Genomic DNA, 15,541 nt, shown 5'->3' with positions numbered 1-15,541 from the left:
GTGACCATCGACACCCCGCGAGTCGCCCCGACCATCGAAGAGGTCGCCGCCGCCGCAGGAGTGTCACGGTCGACCGTCTCCCGCGTCGTCAACGGCTCCACGGCCGTGAGTCCGGCGGCGCTGGAGGCGGTGCGGCGCGCGATCGAGCAGCTGAACTATGTGCCCAACCGCGCCGCACGCTCTCTTGCAAGCCGAGCGACCATGGCGATCGCCCTCGTCGTGCCCGAAGACACCACCCGGTTCTTCGGCGATCCGTTCTTCGCGTCGATCGTCTCGGGCATCAACGCCCGGCTCAGCCGCTCCGAGTACGTGCTCAACCTGATCATCGCGAGCGACGATCCCGGCGACAAGACGTCGGCGTACGTCCGCAGCGGCGCGGTCGACGGCGCGATCGTGGTGTCGCACCACACCAGCGATACGTTCATCGACCGCATCGCGCACGCGGTGCCGGTGGTCTACGGCGGTCGTCCCGTCCGCGAGCGCGAACGCGATGTCTACGTCGATGTCGACAACGTCGCCGGTGGTCGTGAGGCGACCCAGTACCTGCTCGGGCGGGGCCTTCGGCGGATCGCGACGATCGCGGGGCCCGTGACCATGCCTGCCGGCATCGACCGCCTCGTCGGCTACCAGGAGGCGCTTGCCGAGGCGGGTCTGGAGCCCGCGGCCGTCGAGGACGGCAACTTCACTGCCGACGGAGGTTCGGCGGCGATGCAGCGCATCCTCGATTCCGGCGTGGAGTTCGACGCGCTCTTCATCGCCAGCGACCTCATGGCGCGCGGTGCGCTGGCGGTTCTCGCGCGCGCCGGCATCCGTGTTCCCGAGGACGTCGCCATCATCGGGTTCGACGATTCACCCGTGGCGCGCACGGTCACTCCGCAGCTCACGACGATGCGTCAGCCCTCGCGCGAGCAGGGCGAGATGATGGCCGATCTGCTGCTGTCGATCCTCGCCGGAGGCGCCCCGCCGCGCGTCACGATCCTGCCGACCGACCTGATCGTGCGCGCCTCGGCCTGACCGGCCCTGATCCGGGTCGCGGCTCAGCCGACGTTCTCGGGATCGCCGCCCAGTGGACCGATGGGCACGATCGGACCGCCGTCGTCGGCGCCGGTCTTGCGCGCGCGGGCGACAGCGTTGCCGAGGTGGTAGATGAGCAGGGCGGCCACGGTACCGAGCACGATCGCGCCGAAGCTGAGAGTGCCGAGGTTCATGGTGAACCCGGCGATGGCGATCACGAACGCGACGGCGACGGTGTACTGGTTGACCGGGCGTGAGAAGTCCACCTGGTTGTCGACCCAGATCTTGATGCCGATCACGCCGATGAGGCCGTACAGGGCGGTAGTCACGCCACCGAGCACGCCGGCGGGCATCGCGAAGATCACGGCACCGATCTTGGGCGAGAAGGCCAGCACGATCGCGACGATGCCGGCGACCCAGTAGGCGGCCGTCGAATAGACGCGGGTGGCGGCCATGACGCCGATGTTCTCGCCGTAGGTCGTGGTGCCCGAGCCGCCGCCGAAGCCGGCGATGGTCGTCGCGACACCATCCGCGATGAGCGCGCGCCCAGTGCGCTTGTTGATGGAGGGGTCGCCGGTCATCGTTGCGACACCGCGGACGTGTCCGACGTTCTCCGCGATCAGCACGAGGATGACGGGCAGGAACATCGGCAGCATCGCCCAGGCGTGCGCGTCGCCGAAGGCGGGCAGGTGGAACTGCGGCAGGCCGATCCAGGCGGCATCCGCCACGCCGTCCCAGTTCACGCGGCCCATCAGCGCCGCGATGACGAAGCCGACGACCACGCCGAGGAAGATCGAGATGCGACCGAGGAAGCCTCGGAAGAACACCGCGAACAGGATGCAGGCGGCCAGCGTGATCGTGCCGAGCAGCGCGTCCTGCTGGAAGTTCGACCACGCGACCGGCGCGAGGTTCAGCCCGATCAGGGCGACGATGGCCCCCGAGACCACCGGCGGCATGAGCTTCTCGATCCAGCCGGTTCCCGTCGCCTGCACGAGGAAGCCGATGCCGGCCAGCAGCACGCCGGCGACGAAGACGCCCAGCAGTGCCTGGCTGATCTGCTCGCCCGTCTCGAGGGCCTTGCCGCCGCCCGGACCGAGCGCGAGGATCGGCGCGATGAAGGCGAACGAGCTGCCGAGGTAGCTCGGCAGGCGGTTTCCTGTGATCACCAGGAACAGCAGAGTGCCGATGCCCGAGAACAGCAACGTCGTCGATACCGGGAAGCCGGTGAGCAGCGGCACCAGGAAGGTGGCACCGAACATCGCGACGACGTGCTGCGCACCGATGGCGATCGTGGCGGGCCAGCCCAGGCGTTCGTGCGGCTTGACGACGGCGCCGGGCTCGACGGTACGGCCGTCTCCGTGTTGCGTCCAGATGGGCATGCTCGTGCTCCTCGGTATCGGGGTGGGGCGGTCGGCGGATGCCGAGCTCAGGCTATCTGGGAGAAGCCTGTGAGTGTCGGACGCGCGCCGGGAAAGACGCGGTCCCGGTCGGCGCGCGAGCGCAGCCCGTCGAAATGCCGATTCCGGCGTCGATCAGTTCCCGCGCCCCCGCGGGAGATGCTGCGGTGTGACGGCGTCTCGGGTCGCATCGAGAGCCGACCCGAGATCGTCGAAGCGGAGCTGGCCGACCCGCAGGAACAGAAAATCGACCACGGCGAGCTGGGCCATGCGGCTCGCCAGCGCCGCGGCGCGCAGCGTCGCCTCCCGAGCCGGAGTGCGCAGCAGCAGGTCGCACCCTGCGGCGAGGGCGGAATCGGGGTCGCCCGTGACCGCCACCGTGAGGGCGCCGGTGCGCGCCGCGACCTCGACCGCGTGGAGGACGTCGCGGGTGCCGCCGCTGAACGAGAAGGCGATCACGACGCTGTCGGCGTCGGCCAGGGCGGCGTGGACGAGCTGCATGTGCGTGTCGGGGGAGGTCATGCAGTTGAGCCCGATGCGCTGCAGCTTCTGCGACAGGTCCATGGCGGCGAGGCCCGACGCTCCGACGCCGAACGCGATGACCCGTCCGCCGCGGGCGATCCGCTGCGCCACGGCCTCGAGGGCCGGCAGGTCGAGCATGCGCGCGGTCTGCTCGATCGTCCGGGCCTCGTGAAAGGCGACCTTCGAGACCATGTCGGCGAGGGAGTCGGAGGGGTTCAGTCGCCCCTCGGCGATGTCCGAGCGCTCCAGGTCGGCGGCGTTTCGAGATAGCTCCTGCGCCAGCTGCATACGCAGGGCGGGGAACCCGGCAAAGCCGAGAGCCTTCGAAAAGCGCACGACGGAGGCCTGGGAGACGCCCGCGCGGGCGGCGAGCTCAGCGACGGTGGCGCCCACCACGGCATCCGGGTCGTCCATCACGACGGCCGCGACGCTCGACTCGGCGGGTCGCAGCCGTGGGGCGGCGGTGCGGATCGCCTCGATGACGTCGCCGTCCATGTCGCCTCCCGGAGCCGGATTCAGTTTCGCACGGTTGTGGAAATTTTGCTTCACATTTAGCCGCTGTTGTGAAATAGTCATGCACGCCGACGGCGCTCGCCCGTCGTTCCGCCATCGACGAGGAGGCTGCATGTCCGCTCCGAGCTCCGTCTCCACGACGGAACAGCAGAACCCGCGCACCCGCGAACTCGACGCCATGACGATCGACGAGTTCCTCACGACGATGAACGATGAGGACCGTCGCGTGCCGGTCGCCGTCGCCGCTCAGATTCCGCAGATCTCCCGCGCGGTGGAGCTCGTCGTCGCCGCGCTCGCCGCCGGTGGGCGTCTCATCTACCAGGGTGCCGGCACGAGCGGGCGTCTCGGGGTGTTGGATGCCGCGGAATGCCCACCCACCTTCGGCACCGATCCGAGTCAGATCGTGGGGCTGCTCGCGGGGGGACACGGCGCGATGTTCGAGGCTGTCGAGAACGCTGAGGACTCTGCTGCCCTCGCCAGCGCCGACCTGGAAGGCATCGGCCTCACGGATCGGGACGTGGTGGTCGGCATCGCCGCCTCCGGGCGAACGCCGTACGTGATCGGCGGACTGGATCACGCCCGCGGCGTCGGCGCCGCCACAGTCGCGCTCGCCTGCAACACGGATGCCGAGATCAGCCGGCACGCCGATGTGGCCATCGAAGTCGACAACGGCCCCGAGGTCCTCACCGGTTCGACCCGTCTCAAGGCAGGTACGAGCCAGAAGCTCGTGCTCAACATGATCTCGACGGCCGCGATGGTGCGTCTGGGCAAGGTCTACGGCAACCTGATGGTGGACGTGCGACCGACCAACGAGAAGCTCGTCGACCGCGCGGTGCGCATCGTGCAGGCGGCCACCGACTGCGACCGCCGCACCGCCGAGACCGCGCTCGCGGCCGCCGACGGGCACGCCAAGACCGCGATCGTGGCGATCCTCTGCGGCGTCGACACCGACACTGCGCGCTCCCGGCTCAGCGCCGCCGACGGCTTCGTCCGCGGTGCGCTGGCCGCCCCGGCATCCCCCGCTGTGCTCTGAGCCGACCCCGACATCTCGAAAGGAATCACCGTGGATTACCCGAACCTCAGTCGCCACATCCTCTCCCTCGTCGGAGGCGGCGAGAACATCTCCTCCTTCACGAACTGCATGACCCGTCTGCGTCTCGAGATCATCGACCCCTCCCGGGTGGACGTCGATGCGCTCAAGAAGCTCGACGGCGTGATGGGCGTCGTCGACGGCGACCAGTTGCAGGTCGTCGTCGGCCCCGGTCACGCTCAGCGTCTGCGCGACGCGTTCGCCGTCGAGACCGGGCTCGAGGGCTCCGCACCGGTGGATGCCGATGCCGACGCACCCCTGAGCGCAGTGGACGACCTGCGTCGATTGCAGACCAAGAACACGCAGAAGGTGAAGGCCCGGCAGAAGACCGGCGTGCACGCGCTGTTTCGTCACATCGGCAACATCTTCATCCCGATCATCCCCGGCTTCATCGCCTGCGGCCTCATCGTGGCGATCGCGAACGTCTGGAAGCTCATCGCCCCCGGAGTCGCGGCAAACCCCTGGTTCCTGGCCTTCGCGGCGCTCGGCTCCATCGTGGTGGGTGCGCTGAACCTGCTCGTCGGGTACAACACGGCCAAGGAGTTCGGGGGTACGCCGGTGCTCGGCCTGATCGCGGGCGCCGTGTCGTACCTGCCCGCACTCGCCGGTATCCCCGCCTCGACAGCGGCCGACGGCACCGTCATCCCTGCGCAGCCGCTGTCGATCCCGCTCTTCGGCGACCTCAAGCCGGCGCTGGGCGGCATCATCGGCGTCATCGTGACGGCGTGGTTGTTCACCGTCATCGAGAAGTGGGTGAGAAAGCACGTGCCGGCCTGGCTCGACTTGTTCGTCGTGCCGGTCGTGACCCTGCTCGTCGGTGCCGCCGTCTGCATTTTCGTCATCATGCCGATCGCCGGACTCTTGATGCAGGGCATCGACTGGGTGCTCATCGACTTCGCCCTCGAACGCGGCGGGGTGATCGGCGGATACCTGCTCTCATCTCTCTTCCTGCCCCTCGTGATGCTCGGCATCCACCAGGGACTCACCCCCATCCACGCGCAACTCATCGCCGACCACGGCTACACGCAGCTGCTCCCCGTGCTCGCCATGGCCGGCGCCGGCGAGGTCGGCATGGCGATCGCGATCTACGTCAAGACCAAGAGCGCCCGATTGAAGAGCATCATCCGCGCCGCCCTCCCGATCGGTGTGCTCGGCGTGGGAGAGCCGCTCATCTACGGCGTTTCGCTGCCGTTGTTCTACCCGCTCATCACCGCCTGCCTCGGGGGCGGATTCGGAGGCGCATTCGTGGCTTTCGGCATCCAGGCGACCGGTGGATTCGGGGCGGGTGCGCTGGGCTTGTCCGGCGTGCTCATGACCGCGGTCATCACGAACGGTCAGTGGCTCTGGTACGTGGGCGGACTCGTGATCGCCTACATCATGGGCTTCGTGCTGACCTATTTCTTCGGTTTCAAAGAGCACATGGTCGAGCGGTTGAGCTGATGCTGTTCTCGCTCTACCCCACCGATGCGCCAGAGGACCGCGCCGCCGTCGTGGCGCAGGCGCTCACCCTCGCGCCGACGCCGACCATATTCACGTCGTTGCATCTGCCCGAGAGCTCTGACCTCGATGGCTTCGGCGCGATCCTCAGCGGACTGCATCATGACCACGGCGTGGAATTCTGTGCCGATGTCTCGCCCGTGACGATCAAGCGGCTGGGCGGTGGCCTCGGCGGAGCAGCCGTGCTGCGCAGCTGGGGCGTGCGGATGCTGCGGATCGACTTCGGCTTCACGCCGGAGGAGATCCGTGGTATCGCACGTGCGTCCGGGTGCCTGATCGCGGTCAATGCGAGCACCGTGACAGCGTCGCTGCTCGACGAGCTCGTCGACGTGCGCCCGGTCGGATGGCACAACTTCTATCCCCGGCCCGAGACCGGCCTCACTGCCTCGTTCTACCGCAGCCAGAACGAGCTGTTCACGGACCGCGGGTTGCCCCTGTACGCCTTCCTCCCCGGCGAGACGTCGTTGCGCGCGCCGCTGCATCGAGGACTGCCGACGGTGGAGGAGCACCGCCACCGCACGGCCTGGCGCACGTACCTGAACCTTCGTCGGCTCGGCCCCGACGTCGAGGTCGTGTGCGCCGAGGGGACGCTGCTGCCCGAGCACCTGGACTGGATCGCGGAGTACGAACGCAGCGGCGAGGTGACGCTGCCGGTCTCCGGTCTCGACGGCGCGGCGCGGTTCCTCGCGGATGCCGCCTGGCGGCTGCGCATCGAAGACGCCGCCGCTTCCTTCCGTCTGGAGGGCACGCGCGGGACGACGCCGCCCGCGAGTGCGCGCAACGCCGACCGCCGCGCCGCGGGGTCGCTGCAGATGGACCTCGATGAGCTCGGACGCTATCGAGGGGAAGTCCATCTCATGCGTCAAGACCTGCCCCTGACGGGGCTGCACGCCCATATCGGGGAGATCGCCGCACCGTACCGCGGTATGGTCGACGACCTGCGGCCCGGCGACGTGGTGCGTCTGGTCTGACACCCCCCTCGCGTCAGGCGGTCAGCTTCGCGAGCAGCTCCCGGTACTTGCCCGCGGTGCGCTCGACGATCGCGGTCGGCAGCTCGGGAGGAGTGCCCTGCCCGTCCCACGCCGCGGCCAGCCAGTCGCGGACGATCTGCTTGTCGAAGCTCGCCATGCGCTCGGCGGGCGTCGAGCCCGTCGCCCAGGCCGCGGCATCCCAGTACCGCGACGAGTCGCTGGTGAGCACCTCGTCGGCCACCGTGAGCACGCCGTCGGCATCCACGCCGAACTCGAACTTGGTGTCGGCGAGGATCAGCCCGTTCGCTTCGGCCGTCGCTGCCGCGCGTACGTAGAGCTCGAGCGACAGGTCGCGCAGCTGCGCGGCACGCTCGGCGCCGACGAGTTCCTCGACGCGGGCGAACGAGATGTTCTCGTCGTGCTCGCCCATCGGCGCCTTGTAGGCGGGGGTGAACAGGGGCTCGGGCAGGCGGTCGCCGTCCTGGAGCCCCGCCGGCAGCGGGATGCCGCACACCGTCCCCTCGGCGACGTACTCCTTCCAGCCGGAGCCGGTGAGGTATCCGCGCACGACGCACTCGATCGGCAGCATGTCGAGGCTGCGCACCACCATGGCTCGACCGGCGACTGCGGCCGGGATCAGGTCGACGAGCTCGTCGGATTCGGGCCGCAGCACGTGGGTGGCGGCGAGATGGTTCGGGATCCGGCGTCCGCCGTCGGCGCCGGCGAGCTGATCGAACCACCACAGGCTGAGCGTCGTCAGCAGCTCACCCTTGCCCGGGATGCCGGGGGAGAGCACGTGGTCGAACGCGCTCACGCGGTCGCTGGCCACGACGAGCATGTGGTCGGTGGCGGCGTCGGCCGCGGTGTCCACCGCCGGTCGGTACAGGTCGCGCACCTTGCCCGAGTAGACGTGGGTCCAGCCGGGCAGGTCGGCGGCGGGCGATGAGGCGGAAGCGTCGGTCACGCGTCCATTATCGCGGGCGCGGGTATCGGTCAGTGATTCAAGACGGCCCAGGCGATCAGGCTGTCAATACGACGCACGTCCGCACCCTTGGAGAGCTTCACCTTGATGTGCCCGGCGCGGGTCCACAACTCGATCTCAGAGTTCCAGTCCAGTTTTCCTGCGTTCTCTGACGACCACATGTTGATCGCCGAATAGGGCAGGGAGTAGATCTCGACTTTCTTGCCCGTGATCCCCTGAGCGTCGCGCACGATGAGCCGTCGCGTCGTAAATGTCGCTGAGTCTCGAAAGGTCTTGAAAGACGCCACGGCGTCTTCGCCCTGAGTGAGGAGGGGCAGCACGTCTGCGGGGACAGGAATCTCCTGCTGCAGGGTCCAGGTCAGGAGGGGCGCGGTTTCCATTGTTCCTTCTTTCTCTGAGGGACAGGGGTCATAAGCTGTGGCGGCGCTCGCGCCGTCAGGGCGTGATCTCGTCGACGAATGCGAAGGCTTCGGCGACGACATCCGGCCAGAGGTCGACGGCGTCGGGTCCGACGAAGACCCACTCGCGCATCGCGCGATCGCGCATGGTCATCCGCTCTGCGCGACCGGTGGCCTCGAGAGCGGTGACCCGATCCTCCGGGAGCTTCGCGATGAGGTCGCCGCGATGGCCCAGGAACGCGAAGACCTTGCCGCGGATTCGCAGCCCCTCGCTGCCGAACATCGGTCCGATGTCGACGGCCGGGAGCACCATGTACTCGGCGGCGATGTCGTCGAAGACGGCGCGGGCGTCGGCGGTCATGACGAGACAGTAGCGCGCCGTGACAATTCACCGTATAGTCCACATGGACTAATCGAAACGGACCATCTGTTGTCAGAGGAAGGGGATGCCGTGAAGACCGCGATCGATCGACTCACCCCGCTGGGAGTCATGGTGCTCGCGCTGCTGCGTGAAGACGACATGCACCCCTACGAGATGATCCGACTCATGCGCCACCGTCACGACGACCGCATCCTCTCGGTCACCAACGGCACGATGTACCACACGGTCGCCCGGCTCGAGAAGAGCGGCCTGGTCGCCGACATCGGCGTCGACCGCGACGGCAACCGACCTGAGCGCACGACCTACAGGCTCACCGACGCCGGCCACGCCGCCGTCGTCGACTGGGTGCGCCGCGAGCTCCCGCGACTCGACCGCCCCACCGAGTTCCGCGTCGCGCTCGCGGAGGCGCACAACCTCGCCCGCGACGAGACCATCGCCTTGCTCTCGACACGTCTGGCCGCGCTCGCGCGCACGCGCGACGATCTCGCGGACGGCATCCGGCACGCACGCGAAAGCGCCGCGCCGCCGTCCGTCATCGAGCAGTACCTCATCGAGGTCGACCGCGACCGGGCCCTGCTCGCCGCCGACCACGACTGGCTCGCCGCCCTGCTGGAGCGGCTGGCCCACCCTGACTTCGTGTGGGGATCACACGAGAAAACAGATCGCTACCTGGCACAGAGAGAAGCCGCCCGCTCATGACCGAACAACGCACGCGCGACGTGACCGCACCCGCGCCCACTCCCGAACGCAGCCCATGGCCCGCCCTCTGGGCGCTCGTCATCGGGTTCTTCATGATCCTCGTCGACACGACGATCGTCTCGGTGGCGAACCCCGCCATCAAATCGGCGCTCGATCCGTCGACCAACAACCTCGACAACGTCGTGTGGGTGACGTCGGCCTACCTGCTCGCGTACGCCGTGCCGCTGCTGATCACGGGCCGCCTCGGCGACCGTTTCGGCCCGAAGCGGATCTACCTGATCGGCTTGGCGATCTTCACGCTCGCCTCGCTCGGCTGCGGACTGTCGGGCAGCCTCGAGATGCTCATCATCTTCCGCGCGGTGCAGGGCTTCGGCGCGGCGCTGATGACCCCGCAGACGATGGCCGTCATCACCCGCACCTTCCCGGCGAACCGCCGCGGCGCGGCCATGGGTTTGTGGGGTGCCACGTCGGGCGTCGCGATGCTGGTCGGCCCGCTGGCCGGCGGCCTGCTCGTGGACGGCCTCGGGTGGGAATGGATCTTCTTCGTCAACCTGCCCGTCGGGGTGATCGGCTTCGTGCTCGCCTGGGTGCTGGTGCCCAACCTCCCGACCCACCCGCACAAGTTCGACATCGTCGGCGTGGTGCTGAGCGCGATCGGCCTCTTCCTCATCGTCTTCGGTCTGCAGGAGGGCGAGCACTTCGATTGGGCCGCCTGGGTCTGGACGATGATCGGTGGCGGCATCGTGGTCATGGGTCTGTTCATCTGGCAGCAGGCCACCACGCGCAGCGAACCGCTGGTGCCGCTGGGCCTGTTCCGTGAGCGCAACTTCTCGGTCGCGAACCTCACGATCGCGACCGTCGGTTTCACGGTGACCAGCATGTCGCTGCCACTGATGTTCTTCGTCCAGCTGGCCCGCGGCCTGACGCCGACCGAGTCGGCGCTGCTGCTCGTGCCGATGGCGGTCGCCGCCGGCGTGCTCTCGCCGCTCACCGGACGCCTGCTCGACCGTGTCGACGCGCGCGTCCTGCTCGTACCCGGTCTGCTCCTGGTCGCCGGGGCGCTGTTCTGGTACTCGTCGCTGATGCACGCCGATACGCCCATCTGGATGTTCCTGTTGCCCTCGTTCATGATCGGCGTCGGCAACTCGGGGATGTGGGGGCCGTTGGCCACGACGGCGACCCGCAACCTCGAGCCACGTCAGGCGGGCGCCGGCGCCGGAATCTACAACACGACGCGCACCATCGGATCGGTGCTCGGCTCGGCGGCCATCGCCGCCTTCATGCAGGCGCGCCTCGAGGCCAACCTCCCCGGAGCATCAGACGCGAGCGGCGACTTCGGCTCTGGTCAGCTGCCCGCCTTCGTGGTCGACGGGTTCTCCAACGCCATGGCGCAGACCATCCTGCTGCCGGCCGTCGTCATGCTGATCGGCGTCGTCGCGGTGCTGTTCATGCAGCGTCCCGCGCACCTCGGCACGCGCTGAGCGCGTGCCTCGCCGCCCGGGTCGTCAGTCGGCGACGCGGGCGGCGATGTCGCGTCGGAAATGCGAGCCCTCGAGCTCGATGTGCCCCATCGCCGCGTAGGCGCGCTGCCGAGCCTCGGCGAACGTGTCGCCCGTCGCGACGACGTTGAGCACCCGCCCGCCCGTCGCGAGCAGTCCGTTCTGACTCTCGGCGGTCGCGGCGTGTGCGAGGTGGACGCCGGGTGTGGATGCCGCCGCATCCGTGCCCGTGATGACCCGGCCGGTCTGCGGTGCCTCCGGGTATCCGGCGCTCGCGAGCACGACGGTGACAGCCGCCGTGTCGGCAAAGGTCGGAGCAGGCTCGTCCTCCAGATGTCCGGATGCCGCCGACATGAGCAGCCGTGACAGCGGGCTCGTGAGCCGTGCGAGCACGACCTGGGTCTCCGGGTCGCCGAAGCGGGCATTGAACTCGATGACCTTGATGCCGTCGCTCGTGAGGATGAGTCCCGCGTAGAGCAGACCGATGAAGGGGGTGCCCTCGGCATCGAGCGTGCGGATGACCGGCTCGGCCACCGTGCGGGTGACCTCCGCGACGAACGCCTCTTCGCTACCGAACCGGTCGGCGAGCCAGGGGAGGGGTGAATAGGCGCCCATGCCGCCGGTGTTGGGACCGGCGTCGCCGTCGTAGGCGCGCTTGAAGTCCTGAGCGGGGCTGAGCGCACGCACGCTGTCGCCGTCGCTCACGAAGAAGAGCGACACCTCCGGACCCGCCAGGAACTCCTCGACCAGCACCGGACCGGTGGGCAGGTAGGTGTCGGCGTGCGCGAGCGCGGCGGCGCGGTCGTCGGTCACCACGACGCCCTTGCCCGCGGCGAGTCCGTCGGCCTTGACGACGTGCGGGGCACCGTAGGCGTCGAGTGCCGCCTCGACCTCGGCGCGGGTCGTGGCGCGGGTCGCACGGCCGGTGGGGACGCCGGCGGCATCCATGATCCGCTTCGCGAACGCCTTGGACCCTTCCAGCTGAGCTGCTGCGCGGCCCGGACCGAACACGGGGACGCCGTGCTCGCGCAGGGCATCGGCGACCCCCGCGACGAGCGGAGCCTCGGGACCGATGATCACGAGGTCGATGGCGCGGTCGTTGGCGTACTCGGTGACCGCGGCGGGGCTGTTGGCGTCGAGGTCGGCGACGATCGCCGCATCGGCGGCGATGCCGGCGTTGCCGGGGGCGGCGAAGAGCTCGTGCCCGGCATCCTCTCCCTTCAGCGCCAGAAGGATGGCGTGCTCGCGGGCACCGGAACCGAGGACGAGAATGCGCACGCCGTCAGCCTACCGACGGCCGCCTGCCCGCGGTCGTCACGGACTACCGTGGAGGCATGGCGCGCAAGATCTCCACCGACGACGGTCGCGACGCCCTGGCTGCGGTTGCCGCCTCCGCAGAGCCCGCCCGCACCGAGCTGGCCACCGCCGTGCGCTACCTGCTGCAGCTGCTCGCGGAGAAGGCTCCCGGCAACACGGTCGAGGTGCGCGTGCCCCCGTTCGGCGCGGTCCAGGTCATCGAGGGGCCGCGCCACACGCGGGGAACCCCGCCCAACGTCGTCGAGACCGACCCGGCGACCTGGATCGCCCTCGCGACCGGTGCACAGGCGTGGCCGGATGCCGTGGCATCCGGCCGTATCCACGCGTCCGGTACCCGCGCCGATCTCGCGGCGCTGCTGCCCCTGCGCCCCTGAAGCGCGCGGCCCTGTCGCCCGCGCGTCAGACGGTGACGACGATCTTGCCGCGGGTGTGTCCCTGCTCGAGCTCGGCGTACGCCGCCGCCGCCTCATCGAGCGGGTAGGTCGCGGCGATCTCCACCTGCAGGGTGCCGTCGGCGGCGAGCTGGGCGAGCTCACCCAACTGCTCCGCGTTCGGGCGCACCCACACGTAGTGGCCGCCGAATTCGGTGCGCGCGCGGCTGTCGGCCACCGACGCGACGACCCCTCCCTCGGCCAGCAGCTCGTTCGTCGTGTCGAGCGTCGAGCCGCCCACGAAGTCGATGATGGCGTCGAAGCCGCCGGGCACGAGCGCCCGGGCCGCCTCGACGAGGCCGTCGCCGTAGACGACGGGTTCGGCGCCGAGCCCGCGCAGGTACTCGTGGTTGCGCTCGGAGGCCGTGCCGATCACCCGCGCGCCCCGCAGACGCGCAAGCTGCACGCCGAACGAACCGACGCCGCCGGCGGCGCCGTGGATCAGCACGTTCTGGCCTTCGCCGACGCCGGCGCGCTCCAGCGTCTGCAGGGCGGTGAGACCGGCCAGCGGCAGCGCCGCGGCAGCCTCGAATGAAAGCCCTTCGGGCTTGCGGGCAGCCGTGCGCACCGGCACGGCGGTGTACTCGGCGACGGTTCCGTGTTCGACCACGTCGGCGCGCGCATACGCCAGCACCGCATCCCCGACGGCGAACTCGGGGGTGTCCAGCCCGGTCTGCTCGACGATGCCGGCGACGTCCCACCCGGGCACGGCGGGCAACCGAGTATCGATCAGGCCGCGCAGGTAGCCTTCGCGGATCTTGTAGTCGACCGGGTTGATCCCCGCGGCGACGACGCGCACGACCAGGGTGTCCGGGCCGACGTGCGGCTGGTCGCGGTCGGTGAGCTCGAAGCGGTCGTTGCCGCCGAAATCTGAGTAGACGAGTGCCTTCATATCCAGGGGCAACCCGCAGGGGCCGCCGTCCATTCCGCTGCGCGGCGGCCCCTTATCCTGGGGGCGTGATCAGACTCGCCACGATCGGCACCAGCACCATCACCGAAAAGTTCGCGGATGCCGTCGCGCAGACACCCGGCATCGGCATCGATGTCGTCTACTCGCGGGATGTCGCACGCGGGCGCGCCTTCGCCGACCGGGTCGGTATCGACGGCGTGAGCACCGACCTCGACGCGCTGTTGGCTTCGGGCGATGTGGATGCCGTCTACGTCGGGTCACCCAACGGGGCGCACGCGGCGCAGGCCGCCGCCGCGATCGCCGCCGGCGTGCACGTCTTCCTGGAGAAGCCGGCGACCCCGACGGCTGCGGAGTTCGCCCGTCTCGTCGACGACGCCCGACAGCGCGCAGCGGTCGTGTTCGAAGGGATGCGCAACGTCTACGACCCCGGCATGGCGCGCGTGCGCGACCTGCTGCCCGCGCTCGGCCGGGTGCGGCTCGTCTCGTTCGGGCAGTCGCAGCGGTCGGCGCGGTACGACCTCGTGCTCGCCGGCGAGACCCCCAATATCTTCGACCCCGCGCTGGCCGGTGGGGCACTGTTCGACCTGGGGGTGTATCCCCTGAGCGCCGCGATCGATCTCTTCGGCGCGCCGACCTCGGTGGTCGGCGCGACCGCGACGATCGCGACCGGAGCCGATGGCGCCGGCGCGGCGGTGCTCGCCTACGACGACTTCGTCGCACAGATCGCCTTCTCCAAGATCGGGGCGTCGCGGCGCCCGAACGAGATCCAGGGAGAGCTCGGTACGATGGAGATCGACGAGATCACCGCTCCCCGCCGCATCCGCCTCGACCTGTTCTCCGGCGTGAGCGAGGAGATCGAGATCGACGGTCCCGAGAACAACATGCGCTTCGAAGTCGCCCGTTTTGCGGCGCTTGTCCGCGGGGATGCCGATGCGGCACCCGACCAGCAGCGCAGCCTCGATGTCCTGCGGGCCGTCGAGGCGATCCGTGTCGCCGCGGGCGCGTCTGCGGTGGGATCGGACGACGGCGCGCGGTGAGCTCCGGGGTCGAGCTCGACACCCTCGTGCGGATGCGCCGCGTCCGCGACATGATGGACCGCGATTTCGCCCAGCCGCTCGACCTCGCCGCGCTGGCGCGCGCCGTGCACGTCTCGCCCGGTCATCTCTCGCGACAATTCCGTCGCGCCTACGGTGAGACGCCGCACTCCTATCTGATGACGCGTCGCGTCGAACGTGCGATGACGCTGCTTCGCACCACAGATCTCACGGTGACCGAGATCGCGATCGCGGTCGGCTGTCAGTCCTTGGGTACGTTCACGACGCGCTTCACCGAGCTTGTCGGTGTGCCCCCGGGCCGGTACCGCACCCAGGGGGCGCCGTTTCGCGAGGGCATGCTTCCCTGCATCGCCCGTCGCCTCACCCGACCGATCAGGAATCGAGAAGCGGCCGGTCCCGACGTCGGCCTATCGTGAGGCGCATGAGCATCAGCATCCACTCCTCCTTCCTTCCGCACACCGACGCGGAAGCCTCGCTCGCGTTCTACCGCGACGTGCTGGGCTTCGAGGTGCGTCTGGACGTGGGTTACCAGAACATGCGGTGGATCACGGTGGGTCCCACCGGTCAACCCGACACCGCGATCGTCCTGCATCCGGTCGGGGTGGGCCGCGACATCAGCGACGACGAGCGCCGCACGCTGGAACAACTCGTCGCGAAGGGCAGCTACTTCGGCGTCAACCTCGCTTCAGGAGACCTCGACGCCGACGTCGCCCGCCTGGCCGCGGCCGGGGCCGAGGTCGTGCAGCAGCCGACCGATCAGGACTACGGGCTGCGGGATGCCGCGGTGCGCGATCCGGCCGGCAACCTCATCCGCATCCAGCAGTTGCCGGCCTGAGCGCCGGCCGCTGCCTCACCCCACCTCAG

At 69.5% G+C, this 15,541-nt stretch carries 17 protein-coding genes; 10 read left to right on the top strand and 7 right to left on the bottom strand.

The window, feature by feature from the left end:
• Positions 1-1,014: a LacI family DNA-binding transcriptional regulator gene (locus ITJ43_RS09880; RefSeq protein ID WP_194583654.1), complete on the top strand. Its 1,014-nt coding sequence runs from the start codon at positions 1-3 to the stop codon at positions 1,012-1,014.
• Between the two features lie 23 nt (positions 1,015-1,037).
• Here the strand turns inward: ITJ43_RS09880 and ITJ43_RS09875 are convergent, their stop codons facing one another.
• Complete coding sequence (locus tag ITJ43_RS09875) at positions 1,038-2,393, bottom strand: uracil-xanthine permease family protein (RefSeq protein WP_194583653.1); 1,356 nt, start codon at positions 2,391-2,393, stop codon at positions 1,038-1,040.
• 153 nt (positions 2,394-2,546) lie between these two features.
• Positions 2,547-3,428, bottom strand: a complete 882-nt coding sequence (locus tag ITJ43_RS09870; RefSeq protein WP_194583652.1) for a MurR/RpiR family transcriptional regulator — start codon at positions 3,426-3,428, stop codon at positions 2,547-2,549.
• Positions 3,429-3,558: 130 nt separating this feature from the next.
• On the opposite strand from ITJ43_RS09870, the gene murQ reads away from it, so the two are divergent.
• From murQ to ITJ43_RS09855, 3 genes are read left to right on the top strand one after another with little or no spacing between them, the layout of a single operon-like run.
• Positions 3,559-4,479, top strand: coding sequence for an N-acetylmuramic acid 6-phosphate etherase (gene murQ / locus ITJ43_RS09865; protein ID WP_194583651.1), 921 nt, complete (start codon positions 3,559-3,561; stop codon positions 4,477-4,479).
• A gap of 30 nt (positions 4,480-4,509) precedes the next feature.
• Positions 4,510-5,976: a PTS transporter subunit EIIC gene (locus ITJ43_RS09860; protein ID WP_194583650.1), complete on the top strand. Its 1,467-nt coding sequence runs from the start codon at positions 4,510-4,512 to the stop codon at positions 5,974-5,976.
• Positions 5,976-7,004: a MupG family TIM beta-alpha barrel fold protein gene (locus tag ITJ43_RS09855; protein ID WP_194583649.1), complete on the top strand. Its 1,029-nt coding sequence runs from the start codon at positions 5,976-5,978 to the stop codon at positions 7,002-7,004. Before ITJ43_RS09860 ends, ITJ43_RS09855 begins: the two co-directional genes overlap by 1 nt.
• 13 nt (positions 7,005-7,017) lie before the next feature.
• On the opposite strand, the gene ITJ43_RS09850 is transcribed toward ITJ43_RS09855, so the two are convergent.
• From ITJ43_RS09850 to ITJ43_RS09840, 3 genes are read right to left on the bottom strand one after another with little or no spacing between them, the layout of a single operon-like run.
• Positions 7,018-7,968 carry a phosphoribosylaminoimidazolesuccinocarboxamide synthase gene (locus tag ITJ43_RS09850; protein ID WP_194583648.1) on the bottom strand — a complete coding sequence of 317 codons (951 nt, stop codon included), beginning with the start codon at positions 7,966-7,968 and terminating at the stop codon, positions 7,018-7,020.
• A gap of 29 nt (positions 7,969-7,997) precedes the next feature.
• Positions 7,998-8,366 (bottom strand): PH domain-containing protein, encoded by a 369-nt coding sequence (locus ITJ43_RS09845; RefSeq protein ID WP_194583647.1) that lies wholly within the window; start codon positions 8,364-8,366, stop codon positions 7,998-8,000.
• Positions 8,367-8,421: 55 nt separating this feature from the next.
• Complete coding sequence (locus ITJ43_RS09840) at positions 8,422-8,745, bottom strand: hypothetical protein (RefSeq protein WP_194583646.1); 324 nt, start codon at positions 8,743-8,745, stop codon at positions 8,422-8,424.
• 90 nt (positions 8,746-8,835) lie between these two features.
• Here ITJ43_RS09840 and ITJ43_RS09835 point away from each other — a divergent pair, with 90 nt between their 5' ends.
• On the top strand, positions 8,836-9,465 hold the full coding sequence (locus tag ITJ43_RS09835) for a PadR family transcriptional regulator (protein WP_194583645.1): 630 nt from the start codon (positions 8,836-8,838) through the stop codon (positions 9,463-9,465).
• A complete protein-coding gene (locus ITJ43_RS09830) occupies positions 9,462-10,946 on the top strand; it encodes a DHA2 family efflux MFS transporter permease subunit (protein ID WP_194583644.1) in 1,485 nt (494 codons plus the stop codon). The genes ITJ43_RS09835 and ITJ43_RS09830 overlap by 4 nt, the downstream gene beginning before the upstream one ends.
• A 24-nt stretch (positions 10,947-10,970) precedes the next feature.
• Here ITJ43_RS09830 and purD read toward each other — a convergent pair whose 3' ends face one another.
• On the bottom strand, positions 10,971-12,242 hold the full coding sequence (gene purD, locus ITJ43_RS09825) for a phosphoribosylamine--glycine ligase (RefSeq protein WP_194583643.1): 1,272 nt from the start codon (positions 12,240-12,242) through the stop codon (positions 10,971-10,973).
• A gap of 56 nt (positions 12,243-12,298) precedes the next feature.
• On the opposite strand from purD, the gene ITJ43_RS09820 reads away from it, so the two are divergent.
• Positions 12,299-12,655 (top strand): sterol carrier family protein, encoded by a 357-nt coding sequence (locus ITJ43_RS09820; RefSeq protein ID WP_194583642.1) that lies wholly within the window; start codon positions 12,299-12,301, stop codon positions 12,653-12,655.
• Positions 12,656-12,680: 25 nt separating this feature from the next.
• On the opposite strand, the gene ITJ43_RS09815 is transcribed toward ITJ43_RS09820, so the two are convergent.
• Positions 12,681-13,604, bottom strand: coding sequence for an NADP-dependent oxidoreductase (locus ITJ43_RS09815; RefSeq protein WP_194583641.1), 924 nt, complete (start codon positions 13,602-13,604; stop codon positions 12,681-12,683).
• A 65-nt stretch (positions 13,605-13,669) separates the two neighbouring features.
• On the opposite strand from ITJ43_RS09815, the gene ITJ43_RS09810 reads away from it, so the two are divergent.
• Genes ITJ43_RS09810 through ITJ43_RS09800 form a run of 3 tightly spaced genes read left to right on the top strand, consistent with a single transcriptional unit; the run spans position 13,670 to position 15,512 of the window.
• Entirely contained in the window at positions 13,670-14,659 is a 990-nt protein-coding gene (locus tag ITJ43_RS09810; protein ID WP_194583640.1) for a Gfo/Idh/MocA family protein, read from the top strand.
• 32 nt (positions 14,660-14,691) lie between these two features.
• Entirely contained in the window at positions 14,692-15,093 is a 402-nt protein-coding gene (locus ITJ43_RS09805) for a helix-turn-helix transcriptional regulator (RefSeq protein ID WP_194583849.1), read from the top strand.
• 5 nt (positions 15,094-15,098) lie between these two features.
• Positions 15,099-15,512: a VOC family protein gene (locus ITJ43_RS09800; protein WP_194583639.1), complete on the top strand. Its 414-nt coding sequence runs from the start codon at positions 15,099-15,101 to the stop codon at positions 15,510-15,512.
• The last annotated feature ends 29 nt before the right edge of the window (positions 15,513-15,541 follow it).

It is taken from the genome of Microbacterium sp. VKM Ac-2870, assembly GCF_015350795.1.
GTDB lineage: Bacteria > Actinomycetota > Actinomycetes > Actinomycetales > Microbacteriaceae > Microbacterium.
This window is presented reverse-complemented; position numbering and strand designations above follow the sequence as displayed.